This is a genomic window from Parabacteroides johnsonii DSM 18315 (assembly GCF_025151045.1).
Classification (GTDB): Bacteria; Bacteroidota; Bacteroidia; order Bacteroidales; family Tannerellaceae; genus Parabacteroides; species Parabacteroides johnsonii.
Window position 1 is genome coordinate 2,090,659 of the sequence record NZ_CP102285.1, and the last position, 16,437, is coordinate 2,107,095.

The 16,437-nt window shown below is 46.0% G+C and carries 14 protein-coding genes; 11 read left to right on the top strand and 3 right to left on the bottom strand.

Annotated features, from left to right (window positions below; all coding sequences use genetic code 11):
- Positions 1-211 precede the first annotated feature (211 nt).
- The 7 genes from gpmA to NQ564_RS08590 all read left to right on the top strand — a co-directional run bounded on the left by gpmA (position 212) and on the right by NQ564_RS08590 (position 6,445).
- On the top strand, positions 212-961 hold the full coding sequence (gene gpmA / locus NQ564_RS08560; protein WP_008150146.1) for a 2,3-diphosphoglycerate-dependent phosphoglycerate mutase: 750 nt from the start codon (positions 212-214) through the stop codon (positions 959-961).
- 425 nt (positions 962-1,386) lie between these two features.
- Positions 1,387-2,325: a DMT family transporter gene (locus tag NQ564_RS08565; RefSeq protein ID WP_008150148.1), complete on the top strand. Its 939-nt coding sequence runs from the start codon at positions 1,387-1,389 to the stop codon at positions 2,323-2,325.
- A gap of 91 nt (positions 2,326-2,416) precedes the next feature.
- Positions 2,417-3,298: a DUF3078 domain-containing protein gene (locus NQ564_RS08570; RefSeq protein WP_008150149.1), complete on the top strand. Its 882-nt coding sequence runs from the start codon at positions 2,417-2,419 to the stop codon at positions 3,296-3,298.
- A gap of 107 nt (positions 3,299-3,405) precedes the next feature.
- On the top strand, positions 3,406-4,425 hold the full coding sequence (pheS, locus tag NQ564_RS08575) for a phenylalanine--tRNA ligase subunit alpha (RefSeq protein WP_008150151.1): 1,020 nt from the start codon (positions 3,406-3,408) through the stop codon (positions 4,423-4,425).
- Between the two features lie 79 nt (positions 4,426-4,504).
- The gene (crcB, locus tag NQ564_RS08580) at positions 4,505-4,891 is read left to right on the top strand and encodes a fluoride efflux transporter CrcB (protein WP_008150153.1); all 387 of its coding nucleotides are present in this window, start codon (positions 4,505-4,507) and stop codon (positions 4,889-4,891) included.
- 3 nt (positions 4,892-4,894) lie between these two features.
- Entirely contained in the window at positions 4,895-5,539 is a 645-nt protein-coding gene (gene nth, locus NQ564_RS08585) for an endonuclease III (protein WP_008150154.1), read from the top strand.
- A 6-nt stretch (positions 5,540-5,545) separates the two neighbouring features.
- Positions 5,546-6,445, top strand: coding sequence for a hypothetical protein (locus tag NQ564_RS08590; protein ID WP_008150157.1), 900 nt, complete (start codon positions 5,546-5,548; stop codon positions 6,443-6,445).
- A gap of 10 nt (positions 6,446-6,455) precedes the next feature.
- On the opposite strand, the gene NQ564_RS08595 is transcribed toward NQ564_RS08590, so the two are convergent.
- Both NQ564_RS08595 and tsaD read right to left on the bottom strand, forming a co-directional pair.
- Complete coding sequence (locus NQ564_RS08595) at positions 6,456-6,920, bottom strand: CinA family protein (RefSeq protein WP_008150159.1); 465 nt, start codon at positions 6,918-6,920, stop codon at positions 6,456-6,458.
- A 131-nt stretch (positions 6,921-7,051) separates the two neighbouring features.
- Entirely contained in the window at positions 7,052-8,080 is a 1,029-nt protein-coding gene (gene tsaD, locus NQ564_RS08600) for a tRNA (adenosine(37)-N6)-threonylcarbamoyltransferase complex transferase subunit TsaD (RefSeq protein ID WP_039848223.1), read from the bottom strand.
- Between the two features lie 110 nt (positions 8,081-8,190).
- On the opposite strand from tsaD, the gene NQ564_RS08605 reads away from it, so the two are divergent.
- Positions 8,191-12,672, top strand: coding sequence for a translocation/assembly module TamB domain-containing protein (locus NQ564_RS08605; RefSeq protein ID WP_129650387.1), 4,482 nt, complete (start codon positions 8,191-8,193; stop codon positions 12,670-12,672).
- 199 nt (positions 12,673-12,871) lie between these two features.
- Here NQ564_RS08605 and NQ564_RS08610 read toward each other — a convergent pair whose 3' ends face one another.
- Positions 12,872-14,548 (bottom strand): putative transporter, encoded by a 1,677-nt coding sequence (locus NQ564_RS08610; RefSeq protein ID WP_008150169.1) that lies wholly within the window; start codon positions 14,546-14,548, stop codon positions 12,872-12,874.
- Positions 14,549-14,659: 111 nt separating this feature from the next.
- Here NQ564_RS08610 and NQ564_RS08615 point away from each other — a divergent pair, with 111 nt between their 5' ends.
- From NQ564_RS08615 to NQ564_RS08625, 3 genes are all read left to right on the top strand, one after another.
- Positions 14,660-15,508 (top strand): peptidylprolyl isomerase, encoded by an 849-nt coding sequence (locus NQ564_RS08615; RefSeq protein WP_008150171.1) that lies wholly within the window; start codon positions 14,660-14,662, stop codon positions 15,506-15,508.
- A gap of 24 nt (positions 15,509-15,532) precedes the next feature.
- Positions 15,533-15,922 carry a hypothetical protein gene (locus NQ564_RS08620; protein ID WP_008150172.1) on the top strand — a complete coding sequence of 130 codons (390 nt, stop codon included), beginning with the start codon at positions 15,533-15,535 and terminating at the stop codon, positions 15,920-15,922.
- A gap of 69 nt (positions 15,923-15,991) precedes the next feature.
- Positions 15,992-16,432, top strand: a complete 441-nt coding sequence (locus NQ564_RS08625) for a MarR family winged helix-turn-helix transcriptional regulator (RefSeq protein ID WP_008150174.1) — start codon at positions 15,992-15,994, stop codon at positions 16,430-16,432.
- The last annotated feature ends 5 nt before the right edge of the window (positions 16,433-16,437 follow it).

The following is a 16,437-nucleotide window of genomic DNA, read 5'->3' on the forward strand; positions in this document are numbered from 1 at the left end:
TACAACTTTTTATTAAAATTTCGGGCGTAAAGATAATATATTTTGTGAAAACATATTATATTATTTGATAATAACTCCTTATTGTCCGACCGGTAATTATTGCTAAAGAATTTGTATTATAATAAAAAGAGATTTTTTCAGGAATCTGTAAAATCTTTTCCATCACTTTATTTGTTATACTAATAATCAGTCAGTTATAAAGATTAAGAATATGAAAAAAATAGTATTACTTCGCCATGGCGAAAGTGTTTGGAATAAAGAAAACCGTTTTACCGGATGGACAGATGTCGATCTTACCGAAAAGGGTATAAAAGAAGCGACAAAAGCCGGTAGTTTGTTGAAAGAGAAAGGATTCAAATTCGACAAAGCCTATACATCTTACCTAAAACGTGCTGTTAAAACCCTGAACTGCGTTCTTGACCGCATGGATCAGGACTGGATCCCTGTAGAAAAAAGTTGGCGGCTGAATGAGAAACATTATGGTTCATTGCAAGGACTGAACAAAAGTGAGACAGCCGAAAAATATGGAGACGAACAAGTCCTGATCTGGCGAAGGAGTTATGACATTGCTCCCCAGCCCCTGAAAGAAGACGACCCACGCAACCCACGTTTCGAACTCCGTTATAAAGATGTACCCGATAACGAGCTTCCCCGTACCGAATCACTGAAAGATACGGTAGAACGAATTCTGCCTTATTGGAAAGAGGTGATCTTCCCTTCGCTTAAAACATCCGATGAGATATTGGTAGCCGCTCATGGGAATAGTCTGCGCGGGATCATCAAATATTTGAAGAACATTCCAGACGATGAGATCGTACACCTCAATCTGCCGACAGCCATACCATATGTATTTGAGTTCGACGATAGTCTGACTTTAGTGAAGGATTATTTCCTCGGTGATCCGGAAGAAATCAAAAAACTAATGGATGCCGTAGCTAATCAGGGGAAAAAGGCGAAATAATAATTATTTGATTAAAGACAAAGAATGTTCCCGGGTATCCCTCCAAAACTTTATCCCCTTTTTATTTCAATGCCCGGGAGCATTTCAGAAAGCACTTCTTGCTTATTGTCATATTTATCTCAATACCCGTTGGTCCAAATCGAAACAATAGCACATAAAATTTGATTTTATACCCCATATATTTCAAATTAGCCGCAGGGGTAATATTTTTTAACAAACACGTTATCACATAATTCTATAATTATCAAGCAAATATAAACATACGACCTTATTATAGGGGTTATTGTAAACTGCAGCAGTTTTTCTCCCTCTGTCCAGCTCCCTCAAAAGGGAGAGATACAAGGGTGCGAAACTATAATTGTAGGGTTTAACGGAACAAAAAACACCAAATATATATTACATTTGCACCTCAAATTCTACATGACATGAATGCAAAGGTAAAAGGATATTTTTTGGGAGCGATCGCCGCTGCAACTTACGGAACTAACCCATTGTTTGCTCTTCCATTATATAAAGACGGGATGGACCCTGATTCGGTTCTTTTTTTCAGGTACTTATTCGCAATTCCCATACTTGGCATGATGATAAAAGGGAGAGGGAGAAGTTTCAAAGTAGAACGTAAAGCAGTAGCTCCACTGATTGTCATGGGACTGTTGGTCGCCTTTTCTTCACTTGCCTTGTTCCAAAGTTACAATTATATGGAAGTCGGGATTGCCTCGACACTTCTTTTCGTCTACCCGATCATGGTCGCATTGATCATGGCACTTGTCTTCAAAGAGAAACTGACCTTGCAAACAGTCTTTTGCATCTTATTGGCATTGGCAGGTATCGGTCTGCTCTATAAAAGCAGTGACGGCACGACGCTCAATCTTACCGGTGTCTTGCTGGTCATGGCTTCAGCCCTCTCCTATGCCATCTATATAATAGGTGTGAACCAGTCGACACTAAAAACCGTAGCTACACTCCCACTGACTTTTTACATACTACTTTTCGGCGTATCCCTGTTTTTAGTCCGTGTCGGATTCGGGAAAGACCTCTATATCGTAGACAAATGGTATCTTTGGGGAAATCTGATCGCACTTGCCGTCTTTCCGACCGCCATCTCATTCCTTTGTACAACCAGCGCTGTCCAATATATCGGCTCGACACCGACAGCCATACTGGGAGCACTCGAACCGGTCACAGCTGTATTTTTCGGGGTAGCTGTGTTCGGAGAAGCCTTGACACCAAGGATCGGTTGCGGGATATTATTAATCATTCTTGCCGTGACGATCATCATTGCGGGCAGCAATATCACAAGCCATTTGATCCGTTTCAGGAAGCTCTTCCCTCGGTTGCCGATCAAAAGAAAACGGCTAAATTAATATTGTCAATCTAAACAAAACGTAGCGCTACCTGTTTTTTTATTGAAAGACGTCTTTAATTAATTACAACTTAAAAAAACACAGAATTGAAATGAAACGTATATTTTTAACAGTAGCGCTCGCAATGGGAAGCCTTGCCGGCTATAGCCAAACAGATGATAAAGGTTATGAAGAGGGAAAATGGGTATTGAAAGGTATCACTGGTATAAATATGTCACAAACAGCCGTCAGCAACTGGTCGGCCGGTGGTGAAAACTCTTTTGCCGGAAATGCCTATCTGAACGGTTCGCTTACGCATAAAAGCGGGAATTGGCTATGGATCAGCAATCTCGGACTGGACTACGGATTGACGAAGACAAAATCACAGGGCGTACAGAAAACATCCGACAAGATCGCTTTCTCCACCCAGTTAGGCTACCAGGCAAGCGAAAAATGGTATTACACGGCGATGGCCGACCTCAACACCCAGTTCTATAAAGGTTATAATTATCCGGATAAATCGCATTATATCTCCAAATTCTTTGCTCCCGCCTATTCCAATATTTCTTTAGGTATGGATTTCCGTCCAAAAAGCAATTATTCCCTCTACCTCTCCCCAATCGCTGGAAAACTAACATTTGTGGAAGATGACTATCTATCCAAAGAAGGAGCGTTCGGTGTCGATCCCGGCGACCGTTTCAGGGCGGAGATCGGAGCTTATATCAAGGCAAAAGCAGAGCAAAAGATCATGGAGAACGTGAATCTGATCACAAGCGTAGACTTTTTCACCCCCTATGACAAACAGTTCGGCAATGTAGACGTGAACTGGGATGTCCTGATCAACATGAAAATTAACAAATACCTCAGTGCTACGCTCAACACCACGCTCAAATACGACAACGACGTGAAAACCTTTAATGATGAAGGCGAAAAACACGGTGCTAAAGTTCAGTTCAAAGAGGTTTTAGGTATCGGCGTAGCTTATAATTTCTGATAAAAAGCGGATAGTTGCCTCTCTTTTTTCAAAAAAACCCGCCGTAATCGGTTGCAGTATTCAAAGAAAGGAGTAAATTTGCACGTTGAAAATAAAAATGATTAGAAATGATCAATAAGATTAACGCTCTGCTTAAGGAAATAGAGAACCTGAAAGCGGCAAACGCTGAAGAACTGGAAGTATTACGCATTAAATACCTCAGCAAAAAGGGTGAAATATCCTTGCTGATGAACGATTTCCGCAATGTAGCGGCAGATCAGAAGCGTGAAGTCGGCCAGCACCTCAACAAACTGAAAGAGGCAACCCAAAATAGAATAAACGAGCTGAAAGCCAGCTTCGAGAATGTACAGACGACGAACGATGACATCGACCTCACCCGTACAGCCTATCCTATCGAATTAGGTACCCGCCATCCGCTTTCACTCGTAAAGAAAGAAATCTGCGACATTTTCGGACGTTTAGGATTCAGCATTGCTGAAGGACCGGAAATCGAAGACGACTGGCATGTGTTCTCTTCTCTGAATTTTGCAGAAGACCACCCTGCCCGCGACATGCAGGATACTTTTTTTATTCAACATAATCCGGATGTATTGCTTCGCACACATACTTCTTCCGTACAGACACGTGTCATGGAGAACCAAGAGCCTCCTATCCGTATCATCTGTCCGGGACGTGTATATCGTAACGAAGCGATTTCCTATCGCGCACACTGTTTCTTCCATCAGGTAGAAGCCTTGTATGTGGACAAAAACGTTTCTTTCGCCGACCTGAAACAGGCATTACTGTTCTTCGCCAAAGAAATGTTCAGCGCAGATACGAAAATCCGCTTGCGCCCGTCTTATTTCCCGTTCACCGAACCTTCTGCCGAAATGGATATTTCTTGTAATATCTGCGGGGGAAAAGGTTGCCCGTTCTGTAAAGGAACCGGTTGGGTAGAAATCCTCGGTTGCGGTATGGTAGATCCGAATGTACTTGAAAACTGCGGTATCGACAGCAAAGTATATTCCGGTTATGCTTTAGGAATGGGTATCGAGCGTATAACAAACCTGAAATACCAAGTAAAAGACTTACGCATGTTCTCCGAAAACGATGTCCGTTTCCTGAGACAGTTTGAGTCAGCCAATTAAGTTGAGAACCTAAATCATTTACCATCTTCCCCGGGTCCTTAACCAGCCCGGGGAAAAACACACTAAAAACGTAAATGGTATGATAAAGGTTTTACTACTTATAACAGGAGGGGCAATCGGCACGGTATTCCGCTATGGAGTTTCCACGTGGATACAGCGTTCGATGCTACACTCCTTCCCTTTCGGGATACTTTCGGTCAATGTGATCGGCTCTTTTCTGATCGGCTTCTGCTGGAGTATAGCCGAAACTTGTAATCTATCTGCGGGCGCAAGAGTATTCCTCTTCACCGGACTGTTCGGCGGATTTACCACATTCTCTTCGTTTGCACTGGATACGATGTCGCTGATGAAAACAGGCGAATATAAGTTGGCACTTTTGAATCTGCTCGCCAGCAATGTATTAGGATTGTTAGCCGTATTCTCCGGACTGCTTCTTGGTAAAAATTTCATGTCACTAATAAAATAAGATATGCGTAAAGAGGAACGATATAAAGGAGTCTTGAACTGGTTCAACGAAAATGTGCCGGTCGCTGAAACGGAATTGCATTACGACAACCCGTATCAGTTGCTTATCGCCGTGATCCTGTCCGCCCAATGTACAGACAAACGGGTGAATATGATCACTCCCGCCCTCTTCCGGGATTTTCCGACTCCCGAAGTTATGGCCGCTTCCACCCCGGAAGTGATCTTCGAATATATCCGGAGCATCTCTTATCCCAACAATAAATCGAAACATTTAGTCGGCATGGCAAAGATGCTGATGTCCGATTTCGGCGGTGTCGTACCATCCGATATCGACGAGTTGCAAAAGTTGCCTGGCGTAGGCCGCAAGACGGCCAATGTCATTGCCTCAGTCGTCTACAACAAGCCAGCAATGGCTGTCGACACACATGTGTTTCGCGTAGCCAACCGTATCGGCCTGACAAACAACAGTAAAACTCCGTTGGAAACAGAAAAGGAGCTGGTGAAGCACATCCCGGAGGAACAAATCCCGATCGCCCATCACTGGCTGATCCTACATGGACGTTACACCTGCATTGCACGCAAGCCCAAATGTGAAGAATGCGGGCTCAAACCTTGGTGTAAATATTTCCTGAGTCCCAAGAAAACATAACGCACAATGAAAGCTGACAAGCGGGAAATAGTGACATTCGTTATAGCTGCTCTCGCTACGCTGGTGGCAGTCTGGTTCTTTTTAAGCAAAATGCAAAAAGAGAAAGAGACGGTGCGGACTGATCTATATACCTTAGTCGCCCCGGCATCGGATGCGATCCTGAGTGTAAATCGCCCTGCCGCTTTCACAAAATATATCTTATCCCGGAATTCGGAACGGGATGCTTTCGCCTCAAAGGTCCCGGATATCTATCTTTCCATCATCCAAAACAACCGCGATCTTCCGTGGCTGCTTCTCTCTTTCCATCCCCAGGGAGTCGTCTTTTACGCACAGGCGGGAAACAGCCTCGCAGGTCGGATAGAGAAAAATACATTGCAAAAGTCTTTCGGCTCATTCGCCCCACAAAAGCAGAAAAGGAACGGCATCACTTTTACCTATTACCCGGACGCCGGAAACCGTTTTTTCGGTTATTACCAGCACGAAGGCATATGGGTGGCAAGTTACAGCAAGAAGTTGCTCGAAGAAGTAGCCCAAATCCAACGAAACCGGCAAAGCTACCTGTTTCCCGACCAAGATCGCCTGCGCCATTCATTCGATCGGAACGCTCCGTTGAACCTGATGGTACAATCGGACAGCCTCGACCTCTACATCTCCCTCCCCGATTCGGCCGAATGGCGTATCCGGAAAGAATGGGTAGGCGCCGACCTTTTCATGAACAAAAATCATCTTTGTTATTTCGGTAGCCTCCCTTATAATTCGGCCGCCGACAGTTTATATACATTTTTAGGCGACACGCTGGCACTACGACTGGAACAGGCCTTTCCGCAATTCGAGGTTTCCAACCAAACGACACGGGAGAATGGCCGGGTGTTTTATACGGGATGTTTTATTTCTAAGGATCAATAATGGAAAATATTTATAACAACTGCTGCAGCATCCTCAACGCCCTTCTCGCCGCCAACCAGATATTCTCTTCACGCTCCGTCCCGAAATGATAACATTCGGATACAACTTTGTCTTTCAAGGCGGCAGCAATCCAGACGGTTCCGACAGGTTTTTCGGGTGAACCTCCACTGGGGCCAGCAATGCCGGAAGTGGCAACGGCACAGTCGCAACCTAACACGCGGATCGCTCCCAACGCCATCTGCTCGACAACCGGACGGCTGACTGCTCCGTATTGTGCCAAGCTCTCTTCCGAAACGCCTAAAACATGATGCTTCACTTCATTGCTGTAGGAAACGACTCCCCCGCAAAAGTAATCGGAACTGCCGGCCACACGTGTTATCAGATGTGCGATATATCCGCCGGTACAACTTTCAGCCGTCCCCATCGTCAGGTGACGGGCACGGAGACACTCGCCTATTTCTTTTTCTATAGCCATTCTTACCTTCTCTATTTTTCCTCACGTCATACAAACAGTTTCCTCGGCAGGAAACCTTTGTTCCATGCGCATGAAAATTTAGTTTCATAGGCATGAAACTTTTGCTCCATAGGCATGGAATAAAATTTACATTACTTCAACTTCGCCTCTACCCTTGCAAAGGGAGCGGCATCCATCGGACAGAACTCCTTGTCGAGATATTTATAATACCCCGTTATGGCAACCATCGCTGCATTGTCCGTCGTAAAAGAGAACTTCGGGATATGCACCTTCCAACCAAAACGTTTCGCATGGTCGAGGAAAGCATCCCGAAGGCCGGAATTGGCCGATACGCCACCGGCAACAGCCACCTCCTTAATGTTCAGATCTTTCGCTGCCCGACGCAATTTGTTCATCAGGATATCGATCACCGTCGCTTGCAAAGAGGCACAAAGGTCCTGCTTGTTTTTTTCGATAAAATCGGGATCTTCCTGTAGTTTGTCACGCAAGGTATAAAGGAAAGAGGTTTTCAATCCGCTGAAACTATAGTCATAACCGGGGATATGCGGCTTACTGAATGTAAAAGCCTTCGGATTTCCTTCGTTAGCAAGGCGGTTCACGACGGGACCACCGGGGTAACCTAACCCCATCACCTTTGCACATTTGTCAAACGCTTCACCGGCAGCATCGTCGATCGTCTGCCCGATCACTTCCATATCGTTGTAAGCATTCACCTTGATAATCTGCGAATTTCCACCCGAAACCAACAGGCAAAGGAACGGGAACGAAGGAGCATGATCATCTTCCGGCGTCTCCTTGATAAAATGAGCCAGCACGTGTGCCTGCAAGTGGTTGATCTCGATCATCGGAATATCCAACGAGACAGCCAAGCCTTTGGCAAAGGAAGTCCCAACCAGCAATGATCCCATCAAACCCGGCCCACGGGTGAAAGCAACGGCACTTAATTCGGATTTATCGATACCGGCACGCTTGATCGCTTCGGCAACCACTGGGATAATGTTCTGTTGATGTGCGCGGGAAGCCAGTTCGGGAACAACACCGCCATAGGCTTCGTGAACAGCCTGACTGGCAATTACATTCGACAGCATCACGCCGTCGCGTATTACAGAAGAGGAAGTATCGTCGCACGACGATTCGATTCCTAATATTGTCACACTCATATCTTCGTTTTAATTTTTGTGCAAATTAACGAAATCTATCGGGATATTGTTGTAGTTTTGTGCTTAAATATAGTAAAGATATCAAAGGACTTAAATACATAATCATCACCCTGCTCACCCTGTTCTGGATATTCTACGCAACTCCAGCCATCTTGTTGCGCATTCCCTATGTGCAACAAAAAGTGGCAAATACGGCAACGACAGAATTATCCGAACGTTTAGGTGTGCCCGTACGGATCGGGAATGTAGACATCGAGTGGTTCAACCGCCTGGTGCTGGAAAATCTGTATCTCGAAGATAAAAGCGGAGCCGTACTGTTCGATGCCAACCATGTGTCGGCCGGTTTCGAAATCCTACCTTTGCTGAATGGAAAGATTGTGTTCTCGACAGTCCGCCTGTTCGGTTTCTCCGTCAACCTGAACAAGGAAACGCCGGCAGACAAGTTGAACCTGCAATTCGTTATCGATGCTTTCGCCAGCAAAGATACGGTGAAAAAACAATCCAATATCGACCTGCGTTTCAACTCGATCCTGATACGCCGCGGTAATTTCCGTTACGATGTGAAGAATGCAGCCGTCACCCCCGGAAAGTTCAACGCCAAGCATATCGACATCCGCAATATGAGTGCTAAAATTTCGATGAAGGCATTCAACAAGGACAGCCTCAATGCCAACATCAAGAAGATGAGTTTCGACGAGGCTTCGGGCTTTTCGTTGAACAAATTGTCACTCAACATAGTGGCCAACAAGGACAGCGCGATCATTAACAACTTTGAAATCAAGCTGCCTGACACGGACCTCAATATAGACCGCGCCCATATCCATACTAGGGAAGCTACCAGTGCATCCGATTGGCTGGACCGTTCGCCCATCGAACTAAATATCGCACCTTCGCAAATTTGCCTGAAAGACCTCTCCACCTTCGTCCCGGCATTCCGTAACTTCTCGGAAACTATCGAACTTTCGGCCGAGGCATCAGGCTACATAAACAATATCGACCTGAAACGGCTGACACTGAAATACAGCGACAAGATGCTTTTCGTCGGCAAGATGGAGATGAAAGGGATCACACATCCGGAAGACGCCTATATCTTCGGGCAAGTCAATAAGATGTATATCACGACCGAAGGAATTTCGGGCCTGGCTAACAACTTCAACCAGCGTCCGGTCAAACTGCCGGATGCGATCGTCAAATTAGGCACGATCAATTTTACTGGCGAAATATCCGGTTTCTTCGACAACCTGGTCGCTTTCGGCAAGTTCTCGTCGGCGATCGGTTCCGTCCAGACCGACCTGATATTCGGGAATGACAAGGAGAAGAATATCGCCGCCTACCTGAAAGGGCACCTTTCGACCTCCACCCTGCAACTGGACGAACTTTTTCCAGACGGCAATCCGTATGGAACAGCCAAATTAGCCGTTACACTGGACACGCACCGTCCTGTAGGAGGATCGTTTTCGGGTAATATCAAGGCTAATATAGATGAGTTCGAATACAAAGGCTATAAATACGAAAACATACTCCTATCAGGTAACTTCAAGAAAAACGGATTCAACGGAGTGCTGGACATCGACGATCCGAACGGCAAACTGTATGCTGAAGGGTTGTTCCTGCATGAAGGCAAGAATTCCATGTTCAACTTCACTTCACGTCTGGAACATTTCCGTCCGGACAGTCTCCATCTGACGAATAAATACGAAGCACCGGACATCTCCTGCTCGCTGAATGCTGATTTCACAGGCAACAACATCGACAATCTGGAAGGAAGCATTACGCTTGACAGCCTCTCTTTCAAAACCAAGCCGGACACCTTTTTCCTGAAAAAGCTCAAGGTGGAGGCTACAGGCCATTCGCTGAACCGCCATCTGACCATCACCTCCGACGTTCTGAATGGCGAAGTAACGGGGGCTTACTCCTTCACAACAATCGTTCCCAGCCTTATGCAGACATTAAAAGGGTATGTTCCAGCTCTGATCAACGTCACGCAAAAGAAACAGAAAGTGATGGAAAACAACTTTTCTCTCTTGCTGACGATCGAAAACACAGAAGTCATATCCAACACTCTGAAACTCCCTTTTACGATGCTGAACCAGGGACGTATCACAGGGCATTATAACAACCAGTACAACCGCTTCCGTTTCGAGGCCTACCTACCTAAATTCAACATCGGTAAGTCTATGTTCGAATCCGGCTATCTGACCTGTGACAATCCCGAAGACAAGGTAAACTTGAAACTCAAGGCAACCAATTACAATGCCAAAGGATTACGCAACTACATGGATCTGAAAGTAGATGCAAAAGACAACCAGATAAAGACGCAGATCAGCTGGGCAAACAACAAAGAACGACTATTTAAAGCAGACCTTTCCGCCTCCACGCTCTTCATCGAGGAAGAACAGGAAAAAGGGCCAACCAAACTACGCACAGAAATCTCGCTGAACGAAAGTCCGCTGATCCTGAACGATTCCACCTGGCACATCGCCCCGTCCACCATCACCATTGCAGACGGCAAGATCGGGATACAAGACTTTTCCGTCTCCAACGGCACCGAATATCTCCACATGGAAGGAACGGTTTCGAAAGATCCGGCCGACACACTGTTGCTGGACCTGAAACAAGTCGAACTGAGCTACATCTTCGACATCCTGAACATCCCGGTGCTCCAGTTTGCCGGAAAGGCTACCGGAACCTTCAACATCACCGACCTCTACGGCAGCCGGATGCTGAACACCGACCTCGAAGTACAAGACTTTTCGTTCAACCAAGTACCCTTAGGACGCCTCAACCTTTTCAGCGAATGGGATGACCAGCAAAAGGGCATTCTGATGCTAGGCAGCATCTACAAGAACGATACGACCTGGACCGATGTCAGTGGCTATATCTATCCGGTCGGCAAAAACGCAGGCCTTTCCCTCTTCTTCGGGGCGAATGACCTGGACGTCGCTTTCCTGCGGCCTTTCGTCGAGAATATCGCCAAGAACATGAAAGGACGAGGATTCGGCAATGTCCACCTGCATGGTCCATTCAAGGAGCTGAATGTAGAGGGAGATGCCTTTGTTCTCGATGGTGGCCTGGGTATCGAATATCTGAACACCTACTACACGTTTTCCGACTCCATCCACCTGACTCCGGGAGCCATCATCGGACGCAACGTAACAGTGCATGACAAGTTCGGCAACTCGGCAAAAGTAAACCTGACCGTCAATCACAAACATTTCAAGGATGTCAGCTTCGATGTAGGAGTCCAAACAAACAATATGTTGGTATTCGATGCACCTCAAAAGCAAAATCCGCTGATCTTCGGAACCGTCTTCGGAACCGGAACAGCCTCCATAAAAGGGAATGGACAATTGATCAACTTCGACATCAATATGCGAAGTGATCCCAAAACATCCGTCAAACTCGACTTCATGAACAACTCTTCTGCGGCAGAATATGATTTCATCACCTTCGTGAATAAAAAGGAATTACGGGAAATGGCACTTACACAACCGGTCGATTCCATTAAACCTCTTATTTTCAAAAACGAAGATGAAGGGGCGGAATTGCGCATGAACTTCCTTCTCGACATCACACCAGATGCCGACATCGAACTGATCATGGATCCGGTCGCAGGAGATAAAATAACTGGGAACTGTAACGGAAGCCTTCAGATACAATACGGGACGAAAACCGACTTGCGTATGTATGGAAACATCGGGATCGTGCAAGGAAACTATAATTTCAGCCTGCAACAACTCATCCATAAAAACTTTAAGATACGGGATGGCAGTATTATCAACTTTCGGGGAGATCCTTTCGAGGCAACGATGAATGTAAATGCCATCTATAACGTGACAGCCAACATACAGGATTTGGACCCCAGTCTGACGTACGAAAGTTCCCGACGCAATACGCCGGTCAACTGCGTATTGAAATTAGACGGTGTGCTGCGGAACCCAACTATTTCGTTCGACCTCGAACTGCCGAGCTCCAACGAAGAACTCCAACGGCAGGTCAAAAGTTTGGTCGATACAGAAGACATGATGACCCGGCAAATCATCTATCTGCTGGTTCTGAACAAATTCTATACACCGGAATACAATGCACAATATAAATCGAACGATTTCAGCGCAGTGGCCTCATCCGCCCTTTCCTCCCAGATATCCAGTATCATGAACAGCTTCACCGACAAAGTGCAACTCGGTACAAATATCCGAACCAGCCAGGACGGTATCGAAGATACAGAAGTAGAAATGCTGCTGTCCAGCCAATTGCTGAACAATCGCCTCATATTCAACGGAAACTTCGGATATAAGAACAGCATCGTAAACAACCAGAAGAATGCTTTCATCGGTGAGTTCGACCTCGAATATCTGCTGACACCCAGCGGTGATATCCGCCTAAAAGCCTACAACCATGCCAACGATATGTACATGATCCTTAAACAAGCCCTGACAACACAGGGAGTAGGCATCATGTACAAGAAAGACTTTACCCGCTTCTCCGACATTTTCCGTCGCCGGAAAAAATACCCTTTAATTCCTCTACGCCCGGCCACACCGGACAGCACGCGGCAAATACCGACAGCAACAGAACAGACAAAAAAGTAATCCCGATTTCTATAATATAAAAGCAGAAGTCATATTGCTATAAAAAAACGACCGTCTTCATCGTCGTAATGACCGTCCTCATCGCGATGAAGTCAATGTTCATAGGAAACGAACATTGACTTCATGGAAATAAAGTCGGTCGTCACAGTGATGAAGACGGTCGTCTTTTTGCCCCTCTTCTACGACAATAATTATACAGTTATGCGAAGAACAGAATCAACAGCTGCGCTGTCAATACCCGAAGGAACATAGTCAACGGATAGACAGTTGCATACCCTACCGATGGAGCGTCGTTTCCGGCTGTCGCATTCGAATAAGCCAATGCAGGCGGGTCGGTCGTACTACCGGCAATAAGCCCCATAAGCGTAAAGTAATTGACTTTGCAGAAATAACGGCCAATACAACCGATGATCATCAACGGCACAAACGTAATAATGAAACCGTAGCCGATCCAGGCAAAACCGCCATTATTCACAATCGTATCGACAAAACCATCACCTGCACTGATACCTACGCAAGCAAGGAAAAGTGTAATACCGATCTCACGTAACATCAAGTTCGCACTCTGTGTCGTGTAAGTAATCAATTTATAATGGTAACCGAAGCGGCTGATCAAAATAGCCACAACCAACGGACCGCCCGCCAGACCTAACTTGACCGGCTGCGGAATACCAGGGAAGGTAATTGGAATACTACCCAGCACGATACCTAACGCAATACCGACAAAGATCGTGATCAAATTCGGTTCGTTCAGGCGCTTCATCGAATTACCCAAAACCTTTTCCACATTGGAAACCGCTGTTTCGGTACCGACTACATTCACACGGTCGCCAACCTGCAACGTCAATTCCGGTTTGGCAACCAGATCGACACCGGCACGATTGATACGGGTGATATTGATACCATATAATTTACGCAGTTTCAATTGGCCTAGACGCTTACCGTTCAGTTCCGGTTTCGTAATCAGGATACGGCGGTTGATAAACTGGCTCTCCATACGGATCCACTGTTTACGTTCCATATCGATCTCTTCTCCGACAAAAGTCTTGATCGTCTCGGCATCCGCCTCGGTCGTGATGACAAAAACCTTGTCGTTTTCCCTTAAAATGGTATTGGCGGAAGCAATTTCGATCTGCTTGTTGCTGTCACGCCAGACACGGGAAATAACAAAATCACGATGTTCCAGCAGGTTCGACAATTCTGCGATCGTCTTGTCGAAGATAGCCGGATTCTTCACGAGCAACGAGATCGGCTTGGCGCCATTGATATGCGAAGAATCCTCACTGTTCAACTGCTCGTTCTCCTTATCGAAACTTACACGAAAAATATACTTAATCAGGATAATAGACAGGATAATACCGATCACACCCAACGGATAAGCGACAGCATATCCCAAAGCAATCGTATTGTCAGACACTCCGTGCATATCGGAAAATGCCTGCTGGGCAGCACCCAATCCAGGTGTATTCGTTACCGCCCCCGACAAGATACCAACCATCGTAGGCATCGGGATACCAGTCACATAGTGCAGAATGACAGCCGTCAAGACTCCTAAAAACACAATACCGCACGCCAGCATATTCAGCGTAACTCCTCCCTGCTTGAAAGAAGAGAAGAAACCCGGCCCGACCTGCATACCTACAGAGTAGACAAAAAGTATCAATCCGAACTCTTTAAAAAAGTGAATCACATTGTGGTTGATCGTAAAACCGAAATGCCCTAAAATGATCCCCACAAACAACACAAGAGTAATTCCCAAAGATACGCCGAAGACTTTGATCTTACCTAATTGTATGCCCGCAGCGATCACAAAGGAAAGCAGAAGTATGGAGTGGCCGATGCCCTCGCCCCATAACAAATCATTAATCCAATTCATAATAATACGTGTAGTTATAATCTTAAATTTGCCTTAAAGGCTGCAAAGGTAGCCATTTACTTTGTGTTTAACAACATATATACTATCTTTACCCACCAAATATTTTAAAAGATGAAAAAGAGCTATTATATCTTATTAGGCTTGCTGACCTACCTCTCTCCTATCTTCGGACAGAGCGATGCGGACACCGTAACCTCCGCATCAGAACAGACTCCAGCAAAAATAGTCACCATCAACACAAGTGCTGGAATCCTGAAAGCGAAACTGTATGACGATGTTCCCAACCACGTCCGTACCTTTATCGAACGCGCCAAACGAGGCGAATACGACGGAACGCTATTCACTCGCGTACTCCCGGAATTTATGATACAGGGCGGCGCTCCCGATTCACGCAATGCTCCCGCTGGTGCTCGTTGCGGTTTCGGAGACCGAAATTCGGAGATCATGCCGGAGATGCGGCCTCACCATTTCAACAAACGGGGTGCGTTGGCTGCTCCCCGCCAGAACGACGACATCAACCCGCAAAAGAAATCGGATATGTCGCAATTCTATATCGTACAAGGAAAAGTCTACACTAATGGTGAACTGGACACGCTGGAAATGATCGCTAACCAGGATATCAAGGAGAAGGCCATGCAGAAGTTCTTCTATCCCGTCCGCGCCGAACTGCGCATGCAGAAAGCCAGCAATAAACGCGAATACCAGAAACGTCTGCGCAAGATCAACGCCCAAGTAGATTCAATGGTACGTGCCACACCCGGGCACCTGCTGTTCACCAAAGAGCAACGGAAGGCCTACACCACTGAAGGAGGTTGCCACCATCTGGACGGCAACTATACCGTATATGGCGAACTCATTGAAGGATTCGACGTGCTCGATGCCATCGCCGGACAACCTCGCGACGAATATGACCGCCCTAAGAAGGATGTACGCATTATTCAATTGACAATCGAGAATTGACCATTTTAAAAGCTGATATTTCTTATGCTTAAGAGAGATTTTATCCTGGTACAGATCGAGGAGCTTACCAAAGTGGTTCTTCAGATCATTATGAACCGCAACACAAATGCGGCCCGCCATACACCGGAGTTGATCCAAACCGTATACAGTTCCCTCAAACTGGACCGTCCCACCCTTATGACGGTCCAGCCCGAAGAACTTATCCGCCAGCTCGACAGTGACGATAACGGCGGAATCCCCCGTCTTGAGATAGCCGTCAAGACCTTGATCGAAGAAAGTTATCTCTACCCCGACGAGGAACAGGCAATGTTGCAAAAGGCCAAGACACTCTTGGAATATATCCAAACACATGACAACACATTCTCTTTGGAACGCGTGAATATGCTGGACGAATTGGAACGGCGCATTCTTTGACCGACAGTCAAACATCTAACCGATATCTCAAGGATATTCCTTATTTTTGTGCCGTAAAAGTAAACAGCAATGGCAAATAACGAAACGGCACACGAACTAATACTCCAAATCCTGAAAACGCGAATGACCTTTCGCCAGACCATACAAAGAGTATTAAAAACCAATAATGTCGACATGACATTTGAAATGCTCCAGGTGATGCACCGTCTATGGAAGAAACCCGGAGTCAGCCAGCAATATCTGGCAGAACAGACAGCTAAAGATAAAGCCTGCCTGACCAATCTTATCAATAACCTAGAAAAGAAAGGCTGGGTGGAACGACGGGAAGACCCGACGGACCGGCGTAACAAACAAATCCACCTGACAGAAGCAGGCGAACGGCTCGCCCTTCGGGTAAAACCTCTGCTACATGATATATACGACCTGATAGGAGACGAAATGCCTTCTCGGCAAATCGTCTCATGCAAAAATAATTTACAAAAAATAAATAGCATACTGGACAAGCTGTAACTCGT